Source organism: Catenuloplanes indicus (assembly GCF_030813715.1).
Classification (GTDB): Bacteria; Actinomycetota; Actinomycetes; order Mycobacteriales; family Micromonosporaceae; genus Catenuloplanes; species Catenuloplanes indicus.
Genome location: NZ_JAUSUZ010000001.1, coordinates 8,796,324 through 8,808,917, shown reverse-complemented (window position 1 = coordinate 8,808,917; position 12,594 = coordinate 8,796,324). Strand labels below are relative to the sequence as shown.

The 12,594-nt window shown below is 74.7% G+C and carries 11 protein-coding genes; 3 read left to right on the top strand and 8 right to left on the bottom strand.

Annotation, left to right across the window (positions count from 1 at the left end):
• Positions 1-858: 858 nt before the first annotated feature.
• A complete protein-coding gene (locus J2S42_RS39520) occupies positions 859-1,968 on the top strand; it encodes an epoxide hydrolase family protein (RefSeq protein ID WP_307247850.1) in 1,110 nt (369 codons plus the stop codon).
• Between the two features lie 270 nt (positions 1,969-2,238).
• Here the strand turns inward: J2S42_RS39520 and J2S42_RS39510 are convergent, their stop codons facing one another.
• From J2S42_RS39510 to J2S42_RS39490, 5 genes are read right to left on the bottom strand one after another with little or no spacing between them, the layout of a single operon-like run.
• On the bottom strand, positions 2,239-3,318 hold the full coding sequence (locus J2S42_RS39510; protein WP_307247847.1) for a bifunctional glycosyltransferase family 2/GtrA family protein: 1,080 nt from the start codon (positions 3,316-3,318) through the stop codon (positions 2,239-2,241).
• Positions 3,318-4,223, bottom strand: coding sequence for a phosphodiester glycosidase family protein (locus tag J2S42_RS39505; protein WP_307247845.1), 906 nt, complete (start codon positions 4,221-4,223; stop codon positions 3,318-3,320). The genes J2S42_RS39510 and J2S42_RS39505 overlap by 1 nt, the downstream gene beginning before the upstream one ends.
• On the bottom strand, positions 4,220-5,995 hold the full coding sequence (locus J2S42_RS39500; protein ID WP_307247843.1) for a carbohydrate-binding domain-containing protein: 1,776 nt from the start codon (positions 5,993-5,995) through the stop codon (positions 4,220-4,222). Before J2S42_RS39500 ends, J2S42_RS39505 begins: the two co-directional genes overlap by 4 nt.
• Positions 5,992-6,765 (bottom strand): VTC domain-containing protein, encoded by a 774-nt coding sequence (locus J2S42_RS39495; RefSeq protein ID WP_307247841.1) that lies wholly within the window; start codon positions 6,763-6,765, stop codon positions 5,992-5,994. The genes J2S42_RS39500 and J2S42_RS39495 overlap by 4 nt, the downstream gene beginning before the upstream one ends.
• Positions 6,762-7,364 (bottom strand): DUF4956 domain-containing protein, encoded by a 603-nt coding sequence (locus J2S42_RS39490; RefSeq protein WP_307247839.1) that lies wholly within the window; start codon positions 7,362-7,364, stop codon positions 6,762-6,764. The genes J2S42_RS39495 and J2S42_RS39490 overlap by 4 nt, the downstream gene beginning before the upstream one ends.
• 183 nt (positions 7,365-7,547) lie before the next feature.
• Between J2S42_RS39490 and J2S42_RS39485 the strand changes: the two genes are divergently transcribed.
• Positions 7,548-8,051, top strand: a complete 504-nt coding sequence (locus J2S42_RS39485) for a hypothetical protein (protein ID WP_307247837.1) — start codon at positions 7,548-7,550, stop codon at positions 8,049-8,051.
• A gap of 91 nt (positions 8,052-8,142) precedes the next feature.
• Here J2S42_RS39485 and J2S42_RS39480 read toward each other — a convergent pair whose 3' ends face one another.
• Together J2S42_RS39480 and J2S42_RS39475 are read right to left on the bottom strand one after the other, a co-directional pair.
• Positions 8,143-8,505, bottom strand: coding sequence for a hypothetical protein (locus J2S42_RS39480; RefSeq protein WP_307249285.1), 363 nt, complete (start codon positions 8,503-8,505; stop codon positions 8,143-8,145).
• 416 nt (positions 8,506-8,921) lie between these two features.
• Entirely contained in the window at positions 8,922-9,404 is a 483-nt protein-coding gene (locus J2S42_RS39475) for a GNAT family N-acetyltransferase (protein WP_307247835.1), read from the bottom strand.
• A gap of 36 nt (positions 9,405-9,440) precedes the next feature.
• Here J2S42_RS39475 and J2S42_RS39470 point away from each other — a divergent pair, with 36 nt between their 5' ends.
• Positions 9,441-9,911 (top strand): SRPBCC family protein, encoded by a 471-nt coding sequence (locus tag J2S42_RS39470; RefSeq protein WP_307247833.1) that lies wholly within the window; start codon positions 9,441-9,443, stop codon positions 9,909-9,911.
• Here the strand turns inward: J2S42_RS39470 and J2S42_RS39465 are convergent.
• Positions 9,903-12,578, bottom strand: coding sequence for an ATP-binding protein (locus J2S42_RS39465; protein WP_307247831.1), 2,676 nt, complete (start codon positions 12,576-12,578; stop codon positions 9,903-9,905). The two genes, J2S42_RS39470 and J2S42_RS39465, sit on opposite strands and share 9 nt — an antisense overlap.
• Positions 12,579-12,594: the final 16 nt, after the last annotated feature.

The following is a 12,594-nucleotide window of genomic DNA, read 5'->3' as shown; positions in this document are numbered from 1 at the left end:
GCCCTCCGGTCCGCGTCGGCTGGAAACGTGTTCCGCAGTGTGCTCGCACGTACTGGTGCGCCAAGCTCCGTCACGCCCAGATCACCGATTGCGTCTCCCGCCCGAGCCTGTCATGCCGGCCACCGCCCGCGCCACCGCCACCACGGCCGCAAAACGGCATCGAACACGGCCGCACCACTCCGCGAGAGATCCGCCGGACGCCACCGGTCACACCGCCCACCCGCGGCACTCCGGGATCGTCGGGCGGCTGGCGTGGCAGCACACCACGGACGCGACCGGCCGACGCGGCAATGCGATCCGGCGCGGCACCGCGACCCAGCACGACAACGCGAGCCGGCGCGGCAACCAGCCCGGCGCGGCAACCAGCCCGGCGCGGCACGGCAGCACGGCAATCAGCCCGGCACGACAACGCGACCAAGCACGACAACGCGAGCGGGCGCGGCAACGCGACCCGGCGCGGCAACGCAACCCAGCACGGCACCGTGACGCAGCACGGCACGGCAACGCGAGCCGGCACGGCGACGCGAGCCGGCACGGCGACGCGAGCCGGCGCGGCGACGCGAGCCGGCGCGGCGACGCGAGCCGGCGCGGCGACGCGAGCCGGCGCGCCGGCCTCGGGCGGCAACGCGACCGTGTGGCGAAGCGGCTCGTCACGCCACATCAGCCCGGCGCGGGGATGCGGGCGGTGCGGCACACCAACCGGCCGCGATGTCGCCGCGGTCCCGGGTCAGGCGGCGGATCCGGGGGCGTCCGGGGGCGCCGTCCGCCGTCGTTTGCGGGCGTTGCCGCCGGGGTAGCGTGCCGTCAGAATTTTCGGGCGAGGTTGAGGATCTTGTCTCGTTGTGGAGGGGAACGTCCATGTCGCAGGTCCCGCTGATCGAGGTTCCGGTGTCGGAGCTGGAGGACCTACGACACCGGATCCGGGCGGCCCGGTGGCCGCGCCCCTGGCCGGTGGACGGCTGGGAGGCCGGTACCGAGCCGGGCCGGTTGCGCCGGCTGTCCGCGTACTGGGCCGACGGTTTCGACTGGTACGCGCAGCAGGCGGCGATCAACGCGCTCCCGTCGCATCACGCGGACCTGGACGGGACCGCCGTGCACTACCTGCGGTTCGACGGCGAGACCGCGGATGCCGTGCCGATCGTGCTCACACACGGCTGGCCGAGCACGGTCCTCGAGGAGGTCGAACTCGCCCGCCGCCTCTCCTCCCCCTCCCGGTACGGCCGCGCCGGCGCGCCGTCGTTCACCGCGATCGTGCCGGCGCTGCCCGGATTCCCGTTCACGCCCGAACAGAGCCGGATGCCCGGCGTTCCGACGCACGAACTGTGGCACCGGCTGATGACGCAGCTCGGATTCCCGCGCTACCTGGCACACGGCGGCGACCTCGGCGCCGGCATCAGCACCCGCCTGGCTCAGGCACACCCGGAGTCGGTCGCCGGCATCCACCTGCTCGCCGTCGCCGACCCCGAGGACGCCGCCGACCTCACCGACGGCGAACGGGCCTACCTCGGCCAGGGCGAACGCTGGTGGGCCGAGGAAGGCGGCTACGAACACCTGCAGCGCACCCGCCCGCTCAGCGCCGCCTACGCGCTCAACGACTCGCCGGTCGGGCTGCTCGGCTGGCTGCTGGAGAAGTACCACGCCTGGACCGATCACGCCGATGGCGCGGCCGGCCTCGACGACGACCTCATCCTCACTCAGGTGAGCCTCTACTGGTTCACCGGTGCGATCGCCGCGTCCTTCCGTCCCTACTGGGAGCACCGGGTCTACCCACCCGGACCGGTCCGGGTGACGGTGCCGACCGGAGTCGCGGTGTTCCCGGCCGACCTGGTCCAACCGCCGCGCAGCTGGCCCGCCCGCAACTATCACGTCGTCCACTACAACCGGATGCCCCGGGGAGGCCACTTCGCGGCCCGGGAGCAACCGGATCTTCTCGCGGACGACATCCGCGTGTTCGCGCAGAAATTGTGACGAGCGAGGAAGACGTCGTCGCCGGTGCGGCGAGCGCGACGTCGTCGAAGCCGGTGACGGACAGCCGCGCCGGGACCGGCACGCCGGCGTCGCGGCAGGCGGCGAGCGCGCCGGCCGCGGCCGCGTCATGCGATGCCGCCGGACAGCACGACCCGGCCGGCGCGCCGCTCGTGGGCGAGCAGGTCGCCGAGCGGCCGCCACAACGTCACGCACCGTCACGGTGGGACGAGCCGGGTGCGGCACCGGCCACGCTCCCCGCCGGGCAGTGGTTCAGTGCGGTTGGCCCGCTCCGGCCATCGGGCGGGCTGGTGTGACGCCGGGCGCCGGGACCGGGGCCGGCGGGCGGCGATCGGCGAAGACCACGTGCCGCTGCACCAGGAAGCTCGCGGCCAGCAGCACGCCCTCGGCGAGGAGCTTGGCGGCCGGCGCGGATCCGGTCGCCGCGGTGAACACGGTCAGCAGCACCACGTTCGCGGCCAGGATCACGGCGGCGAGCAGCGCGTAGTCCCGGGCGGCCCGGGTCAGTGGCGCGGCGCGGCCGAAGACGTACCGCCGGTTGACCGTGAAGTTGAGCGTGGCGCTGACCAGGCGGGCGAGCACGGCCGGTCCGGCGACCCCGCCGGTGACCGCGGCCAGGGCCAGGAACAGCGCGGTGTCGACCGCGAACGCCAGCAGCGACGACGTGCCGTAGGCGAGCAGCGGCCCGTACACCCGGGCGGAGTCGCGCAGCGGCCGGAAGTGCGAGGACGCGTTGCCGGCCAGGTAGACGGTGGCGATCGGGACCTCCGCGATCGTCCACCGGTCGCGGACCGCGCGCAGCAGCAGGCGCTGCTCGTACTCGAATCGCGCGCCCGGGACCGTGCCCAGCCGCGGCAGGTGCCGGGCCGGGTAGCCGCGCAGGCCGGTCTGGGTGTCCGCGAGGTCGCGGCCGGTGGCGAGCCGGAACACCGTACGGGTGCATCCGTTGCCGAACCGGCTGCGGGCCGGGACCGGGCCGGTGAACCGGCGGGCGCCGAGCACCAGATCGGCATCGCCGGCCGCCAGCCGGGCGGCGACGGCCTCGATGTCGCCGGGGCGGTGCTGGCCGTCGCTGTCCGCGCAGACCACGTCACGACCCGCACGGTACGCCCGCACGTGCGCGAACCCGGTCTTGAGCGCCGCGCCCTTGCCACGGTTGCGGTCGTGCGTGACCACCTCGGCGCCGAGCGCGCGGGCCCGGGCGAAGACGTCGGCGTACCGGGGGCCACTGCCGTCGTCGACCACCACGACGTCGTGGCCGGCCAGCCGGACGAGGAGGTCGGTGAGCCGCCCGTCCGGCTGGTACGCCGGGATCAGGATGACCGCGTCCATCAGCCGGCCACGTAGAGGATGTCGCTGGTGCCGCGTTCCTGGCCACGGCCGAGCGGGTCGTTGACCAGGTCACCGTTGAAGATCATCGTGGAGGAGCCACCGCCGTCCAGGTTGTACGCCACGGTCGCGCCCCGGTCCGCGAAGACCTGGGCGAAGCCGCTCATGGTGAGCCCGGCGCTGGAGTCGCTGCGGCCGTCGACGACCACGAACAGCCAGTGGTTCGCGTCGACCAGCCCGATGCCGGTGCGCGGCTGGTTGCCCTGCACGGAGTGGTTGCCGACGTTGGTGTCGATCTCCACGGCGTCGATGCCGTCCAGCACCGCGCCGTTCTCCACCAGGCCGGGCCCGAACGACAGCGTGTGCCAGACCCCGTCGGCCAGCAGCGCGTCCGCGTTCGTGGCGGTCTCGTCGTACAGCCGGGCGCTGCCGTCGGTGTGGATCGCGAGTCCCTGCCGGGCGCCCCGGTCCCGGAACGCGACGCCGTTGCGGATCACGATCCCGGTGTCCCGGAACCCGTAGTAGTCACCGTTGATCGCCAGCACCGCGCCGGCGCCGGCGGCGATCTCGGACGGGTTCGCGATGATGTTCTCGCCGAACTGGTCGTTCGCGAACGCGGCCCGGACGATGGTGGCGTCGCTGACCGTGACGTCCGCGACGAAGTACCGCACCGTGCCGGTGTCCACCGATTCGATCGTGACCGTCGCGGTGTCGCTGGTGTAGCCGCTCGCGGTCGCGGTGCCGGTTCCGGCGACGTCGGCCAGGTCGGTCAGCGCGGAGGCGTTCGCCACCTGCACGTGGTCGAAGACGTAGCGGTCGAGCGCCCAGGCGCTGGTGCCACCGGCGGCCGCGACGAACGCGCCGAGGCCGCCGGCCAGCACCGCACGGCGGGAGAGTCGCCGGCTCATCCGCGCGGCCCCGGGCCGTGGCCACCGGCCGGCGCCTCGCCCGCGGTGGCCGTGGCGACCTGGGTCGCGGAGCCGAGCTCACCGGCCCCGGCCAGGCCGCCGGTGCTGCCACCGGAGGCGGACCCGCCGCGGTAGACCGTGTACTCCTCGCCGCTGGTGATCCGCTCGGAGGAGAAGACCAGGTTCTGCAGGTCCTTCGAGGTGGTGAAGGTGGCGACCACGGTGCCGTCCGCGTCGGTCAGCTGCAGCGTCGTCCCGGCCGCGACCGTGGAGTCGAACGTGACCGAGACCCAGCCCTGCGCGGAGTCGGCGGACGGCGCCACCGCCGTGCCGGAGCTGCCGGCCGCGACCAGCACGCCGCCGGTGACGGTGAGCGTGCCGTTGACGTCCAGCGCGCCGTTGCCCTGGCCGGCCGGGCCGTTGACCACGACGGTCCCGCCGCTGATCGTGGCCGTGCCGTTGGAGTCGAGGCCGTCGCCGTTCGCGTCGATGACCAGCGTGCCGCCGGTGACCGTGACCGAGAAGTCGCCCGCGGCCATCTCGCCGCCGCGGCCGCCGCCGGTGGACGTGCCGCCGGACGCGTTCAGGCCGTCGTCGTCGGCGACCACGTGCACGCTGCCGGCCGCGACCGTGATGTCCGCGGCCTCCAGGCCCTCGCCGGACGTGCTGACCTCGACCGCGCCGCCGTCCACGACCAGGGCGTTCTCCGCGTGTACGGCGTCGTCGCCGGCCGCGAGCGTCACCGTGGCGCCGGACAGGTGCACGGAGCCGTCGCTGTGCACCGCGTCGTCGGCGGCGTCGGCCGCGACCGTGCCGCCCTCCAGGACCGTGACCACGCCGGACTTGACGCCCTTCGTCGAGGTGTCCTCGCTCGCCTGGGCGCCGTGCCCGCCGCCGGCCGTGACCGTGACCGTGCCGCCGGTGAGCACCACGTCGGTGACCGCGTCGACGCCGTCGCCGCCCGCGGTGGCCGTGACCGTGCCGCCGCTGACCAGGACGTAGCCGGCGTCGGCGGCGGTGTCGTTGTCCGCTTTGAGCCCGTCGCCGCCGGCGGTGACCGTGATCGCGCCGCCGGTCACCGCCAGGTAGTCCTTGCCGCGGATGCCGTCGTCCGCCGCCTCGACCGTGATCGTGCCGGCGGTGATCAGCAGGCCGTCCTTGCCGGCGATGCCGTCGTTGCCGTTGCCGTGCACGACCAGTGCACCGGCACCGGCGATGGTCAGGTCCGCGGCGCTGAACAGGGCGGCGTTGACGTCGGCGTCGGCGGCGTACGCCGAGGTGTCGGAGAGCGTGCTGGTGGTGCCGTCGGCCAGGACCACCACGACGCGCTCGGCGGCGGTGACCGCGATCGCGGCCGTGCTGCTGCTGGAGATCGTGGCGCCGTCCAGCACGAGCGTGACCGTGGCGCCGTCCGCGGCCACCACGATCTGGCCGTCGGTGAGCGTGCCGCTGATCCGGTACGTCCCGGACGCCGTGATCGTGACCGTGCCGCCGTCGACGGTGACGCCGTCGCCGTCCACGGTCGCGGACGAGCCGGTGAGCGTGATCCCGGCCGCGGTGGACGCGTCGTACCCGGCGTCCGCGGTGTGCACCGCGGTGTTCGCCGCGAGCACGGCCTCGGCGGTCTGCGCGCCGTCGACGTACGCGGCGGCCACGGCCGTCTCCTCGGACGCGGCCGGCGAGGCGGTGGTGGCCGAGCAGCCGGTCAGCATCGCGCCGGCCAGGACCAGCGACGTCACGGCGGCGACGATCTTCTTACGGATGGGCTTCATGCTCGGCTGCCTTTCAGCGGGACGGTCAGGTGGTGGTGGTCTGCGGTGGGTACGGGGGCGAGCCGGCGCAGGACCGGCCGCCAGCGGTTGGCGGGCAGGCCGGGCCGGAGCGCGGCCAGGCCGGTGGCGTACTTGGAGATCGGGCACGGCCGGCGGCCGAGCGACCAGAGCACCCGGTCGGCCTCGGAGGCACCACCGGTGGACTTGGTCTCGACCACGAACCGGTCCGGGACCCGGCGTGCGGTGCCGTCCGGCAGCTCCCAGCACAGGTCCTCGTCGACGGTCACCCGTGCGCCGCAGCCCGGCAGGAAGAGCGTGGTGCGGCGGTACCGGCTGGTCAGTGCCGGTGTCAGGGACAGTCCGGCGGCGGCGATACCGGCCGCGCCGAGCGTCCGGACGACGTAGGCGAGGCCGTCCGGGGTGAGCGCGGCGTCGTCGTGCGGCATGCGTTCCTTGACCGTGCCGCCCCGGCGCCCGCGCGTCTTCACCTCGATGAACCGGGCGCCGCTCTCCTCGTACCGGCGGAATCTGATCTTGAATCTGCGGCGCCGGCGGTGTGCCGCACCGAGATAGGCGGTCAGCGCGGGCGTGTCCAGGTAGTCGGAGCGGTAGCGGAACGTGCGGCGGCCGTCGATCTCCAGCACCCGGGTGTCGTCGCCGAGCCGGTCGAGGAACGCGCTCAGGTCCGCGCCGGCGAGCACGTACTTGCGGTCGACCCGGTGCAGCAGCGCGGCGCGCGCGACCAGCTCGTCCAGCGTGATCGGCCTCACCGCCCGGCCTCGATCCGTTCCAGGGCCGGTCCGCGGTCGGCGACCCGGGCGCGGCGCGGCGACACCAGGTAGCGGACCTCCGCGAGCGTGGTGTCGTTGACCAGGTCGACGTTCTTGATCGACACGTTCAGCACCCGCGCGCCGAGCAGGATCTCCAGGTGCGCGGTGAGCGCGGCCTCGTCGGTGTGCGCGCTGTCCAGCCGCAGCGTCTGGGCGCGGTGCCGGCGGAACAGCGCCGGGTGGTCACCGGCCACCAGCGCGGCCACGACCAGCGCCATCAGCCCGGCGGTCAGCGGCGTGACCGTGCCGCTCAACCCCGCGAGCAGGCCCAGCGCGAGCGCCGCGAAGTAGTACGCGACCTCGTGCTGGGCGATCTCGTCCGACCGCAGCCGGATGATCGACAGTACGCCGAACAGCCCGAGGCCGAGCCCGACACCGACCGTGGACGAGGCGAGCACGAGCGAGACGGCCAGCACGCCGATGTTGACGCCGAGGAACGCGGCGACCAGGTCCCGGCGGTGGTGGCGGGGGAAGTAGACGGCGAAGACCAGGACACCGATGGCGACCAGGTCCACCGCGATGACGAGCAGCTGCTGCACGGGTCGATCCTTAAGTTCGGATTCATGACCCGTTCATTCAGCGCCCGGACCCTTTGCGCCAGCTGTGATCCGCCCGTGCGCCCCCGATGATCTCCGGCGGGACGGGCGACGGGCCGACGGCGGGGACGGCCGGTGCTGGCAAAACCGTTTCCGCCGGGCACCGACCGCGGCTATCGTGCGCGGGTGTCGAAGACCGATGCCGCAGTCGCGGCCGATCTGGCCCTCGCCGGCCTGGAGTTCCTTGAGCGGATCATGGAAAAGTTGCGGGGGCCGCTACCGCCCCTGCGCGGCGCCGCCAGCTGCCTGCCGGAGCACGGACGTTTCGACTCCGATCCGGTCGACGTCGACGCCCCCGACATGCCGGCGCGGGTCAACGAGGACTGGTGGCGGATGGCCACCGAGTTCGGCCTGTTCGACGCGGGCGGCGAATTCCTGGTCGGCGTGGATTACCGAGATCCCGGTGCGGTCGACGGCGAGTACGGCTGGGCGCGGGTCAGGCTCGCGCGGACGTGGGATCTGGCAGCCGGCGGATCGGAGGCGCTTCGCGGCTACTTCGGCGCGCACTTCACCGATCGCTACGTGCCCGAGTTCGCCATGATCTCCCTCGATCAGCGGGTGCTCCTCAACACCACCATCTGGGGCAACGGCACGGTGAGCACCATCGTCATCCGTCCCGACCGCCTCTGACGCGACGTCGGTGACCCGACTGGCACGCGGCAGGACGCCCGTGAGCTCTCACTCAGCTCGCCGACCGCGCTCGCGTCGGTGATCAGCGGCGTCAGAACGACGAAACCACCTCGATCGGGCCCACGATGTGGGCGTTCAGCTCGGGCAGGTCCTCGGCCGGGATCCACAGCTCGGCGATCTGCCGGCCGCCGGCCTGGCGGCTCGGGTAGCGGCGGGCGAAGCCGGTGGTCACCCGGAACCGGGTGACGTGGCCGGAGCCGGAGGCGTCCACGTTCCACTCGGTGGCGATCCGCGCGGCGTAGGCCTCGTTCAGGACCGGGTAGAAGATGGGCTGGTCCGGCAGCCGGGGCGGGAACGCGGCGTAGCCTGACTGAGCGATCAGGTCGAGTTCGGCCGGGCCGACCGGGCGCCAGAGCGTGGTGGTGCCGTCCGGGTTCTCGACCCGCCCGGCCAGCAGGCGGGCGACCAGCGCGCTGACCGCCGGGTCGGCCGACGCGGCCGGCTCGCCCGGCTCCGCCAGCGACGAGACGAAGACCGCGGTCAGACCGTCCGAGCCGCGCAGCCAGCGCCAGACGCCGAGGTTCGGGTGCTGCAGCGTGGTGCACGCCTCGGCCGGGGCCAGCATGGTCAGCGCGCGGTCGAGCGTGGCCGCGTCCAGCGGGTAGGACGCGTTGCCGCCGCGGTGGCCGAGCAGCGTCGCCAGGATGACCGCGGGCAACGGGCCCTCACCGATGTTGACCCGCGCGAAGTCCCCGCCGGGCAGCATGATCGCGTGCGCCATCGGCGGCCGGTAGCCCGGGATCGCCGCCTCGAACCGCCGCCGCGCCGCACCGATCTCCTCGGCCGTCTCCCACCGCTCACCCTTGACGATCATGCCGCCAACCTAATCCAGTACCGCCGGACGACATCGGGCGCGCCGTCGAGGACGCCGCCGTGGCGTTCGATCAGGCGGGCGGAGGCCACGTTGTCCACCAGGCAGACCAGCAGCACCCGGTCGAGGCCGAGTTCCCGGGCGTGCGCGAGCATCCGCTCCAGCGCCCAGCCGCCGAGCCCGCGCCGGCGCGCGGACGGCCGGATCCCGTACCCGATGTGGCCCATCGACGCGGCGGCGCCGGACAGCGCGTGGCGCAGCGCGATGCCCCCCACCACCTCGGTGCCGTCGACGATCCACCGGTACGTGCAGTCCGGTGTGGCCGCCAGCCGGGCGATCCAGGCGGCGAACCCGGCGGGCGTCTCCGGCCGGTCCATCGGCAGCAGCCCGAAGCCGTCCTCGTGCGTGCCCGGTCCCCACTCGCGATGCGCGGCCAGCCACTCGGCGTGCAGCGCGGTCGTGGGCGGGATCAGCTCCGGCATGCCGCGACCTTAGCGCCTGTACCGGATAATGGGCGGGTGCCCGTGGTCGAGTCGAGCATCACCGTACCCGTACCGCCGGAGGTGGCCTTTGCGGTGTCGCAGACGGTGGCGCCGGTGCGGTACCGGTGGGATCCGTTCGTGCGCCGGCAGTACCTGATGGACGGCGCGGCCCGGCCGGGCAAGGGCGTGCGCACGTTCACCCGGTCCCGGCACGGGCTGAGCATGGTCAGCGAGTACGTGTCGTTCGCGCCGCCGACGAACGTGGGCATGAAGATGGTGCGCGGGCCGTGGTTCTTCGAGATGTTCGCCGGTGGCTGGCGGTTCGCACCGGCGGGCACGCCCGGTCACACGGTGGCGACCTGGCGGTACAGCTTCCGCTGCCGCCCGGTCTGGCTCCGCCCGGTCGCCGACCGGATCGGCGTCTGGCTGCTGACCAGGGACATCAACAAACGCATCCGGGGGTACGCGCGGGGCTGCACCGATCCGGCCGTGCTCGCGTCACTCTGACTCCAGCGCCGCGATCGCCTCGCTCAGCGACGGTGGATCGGCCGGTGGTGCGGCCGGGCCGGGTCCGGCCGGTGTGACCGTGCCGATGTAGGTGCGGCCGGCCCGGACCCCGAACCGGGTCAGGTGGTGATGCACCGCGGCCCGCAGCAGTGCGGCCCGGCCGGTGTCGCCGAGCGCGTCCAGCACCACCGCGGCGTGCTCGAGCACGGCCAGCACGCTGTTCAGGTCGTCCTCGCGGCGGAACGTGCGCACCGCGCTGCGCAGCAGCGACAGCGCCTCCGCCGGGCGGCCGTCCAGCGTCTGGGCGAGCATGAGGTCGCTGAGCGCCGCGGTCCAGAACTGGCCGACGTGGACCGCGCCCTCCGCGGCCGCCCGCAGCTGCCGCCGGCCGTCCGTCACCCGGCCGGACCCGATCAGCGCGGCGCCGCGGACCGCCGCCGCGGACGGGATGAGCCATTCGGTGCCGGTCTCCACGGCCAGCCGGTGCGCCTCGGTCGCGGCCTCCAGCGCGCTCGCCGGATCGCCGTCCCACAGGTGCGCCATCGACTCGTAGTAGCGGACCTCGCCGAGCAGGCGTTCGTCGCCGCCGGCCCCCAGCCGCGCGGCCGTGTCCACCAGCATGGCGCGGGCCGTGCCCATCTCGCCGCTGACCGCGATCAGTCCGGCGAGTGCGGCGCGCGCCCGGTGGACGTCCGCGGCCGGTGCACCGGCCGCGGCCCGGAGCGCACCGGACAGCACGTCCCGGCCCTCGTCGACCAGACCGCCGCGGATCCAGAACCACATCAGGGCCGCGCCGGTACGCAGTGCGGCCTCGGGCGCCCGGTCCAGGTCGTGCGCGATCGCCGCGCGGATGTTCGGCAGCTCGCGGTGCAGCACGCGCATCGCCTCGGCGGACCGCGCGCCGAGCAGATCCGCCGACGCCGTGGCGACCAGGTCCCGTACCCAGGCGGCATGGTTCTCCCGGCTGGCGGCCGGGTCGGGGTCGGCCGCGCGGCAGAACGCGCGGACCGTCTCCAGCAGCAGGTACCGGGCCGGTGGCCCGCTCGGGTCGGCGGTGACGACCGACTGGCCGACCAGTGCGTCGAGCGTCTCCACGGCGGCGAGCGGCGCGGCCGACCAGACCGCGGCGGCCGCGGTGAGCGGCAGCCCGCCCTCGAACGGCCACAGCCGCAGCAGCCGTTCGCGTTCCACCGGGGCGAGTAGGTCGACGCTCCAGGCGATCGCGGCCTGCAGCGTCGCGTGCGGGTTCGGCAGGCCGCGCGGGATGTGGCCGAGCAGCGCGAACCGGTCGCCTAGGTGCTCGATCAACTCGCGGAGGCTGAGCGTGCGCGCGCGGGCCGCCGCGAGTTCCAGCGCGAGCGGGATGCCGTCCAGCGCGGTGGCGAGCCGGCGCACGTCCGGCTCGTCCGGCCCGCGCGCGGCCCAGGCCGGCCGGACGGCGCGGATCCGGTCGCCGAGCAGCGCGACCGCGTCGTCGACGGCCAGCGGGCCGAGCGGCAGGATCTGCTCGCCGTCCACGCCGAGCGGGGCCCGCGAGGTGGCCAGCACGCGCAGGCCGGGTGCCCGGGCGAGCAGCGCCAGCGCGACCTCGGCGACCGCGCCGGGCAGGTGCTCGCAGTTGTCCAGCAGCAGCAGCCCGTCCCGGCCGGCGAGCGCGCGGGCGACGCGGTCCAGCGGGTCGCTGACCGTTCCGGTGACGCCGGTCGCAGCCGCGATCGCGGACGTGATCAGCGCCGGGTCGGTGACGTCGGCCAGCCGGGCCAGCCAGGCCTCGCCGGTGACGCCGGCGGCGTACTCGATGATCAGGCGGGTCTTGCCGACGCCGGCCGGGCCGGCGACCGTGACCAGGCGATGACCGGAGGCGAGCTTGTCCAGCAGGCGCAGGTCGGCGTCCCGGCCCACGAACGACGACAGCGGCCGGGCGGGCCGGCCCGGTGCCCCGGTCAACTCCGGGTCCTGGCTGAGGATCCGGCGTTCCAGCCGTCGCAGCTCCGGGCCGGGGTCGACGCCGAGCTCGTCGGCGAGCAGCTCGCGCATGCGGCGCATCGCGTCGAGCGCGTCGGCCTGCCGGCCGGAGCGGTAGAGCGCGAGCGCGAACAGCGCCCAGCGGCGTTCCCGGTACGGTTCGGCGCGGGTCAGCGCCTCCAGCTCGGCGACGGCCCGGGCGTGCTGGCCGGCGGCCAGCCCGGCCTCGGCGCTCTCCTCCAGGACCGCCTCGCGCAGCGCGATCAGCGGCTCCCGGGCGGCGGCGCCGGGCAGGTCCGCGTACGGTTCGCCGCGCCACAGCAGCAGCGCCTCCTCGAACACCTCCCGGGCCTGGGCCGGGCGGTCCGCCGCCGCGAGCGCCCGGCCGTCCGCGGCCAGCTGCCGGAACCGGCCGGCGTCGGTGGCGCCGGGAGGGACGGCGAGCGCGTACCCGCCGCCGGTGCGCACGAGCACGCCGTCGCCGAGCGCGCGGCGCAGCCGGGACACGTAGACCTGCAGCGTGGCGGCCCGGCCGGGAGGGCGGCCGGGCCAGACCGCCTCGCTGAGCCGGTCGTCGGGGACGGCGGCGCCCTCGGCCGCGATCAGCGCGGTGAGCAGCCGCCGGGGCAGCGGACCGCCGAGGTGGACCGGGCGGTCGCCGTCGAGGACCTCGGTGGGGCCGAGCACCGCGTAGCGTCGCACGCGCCCATGTAATCCG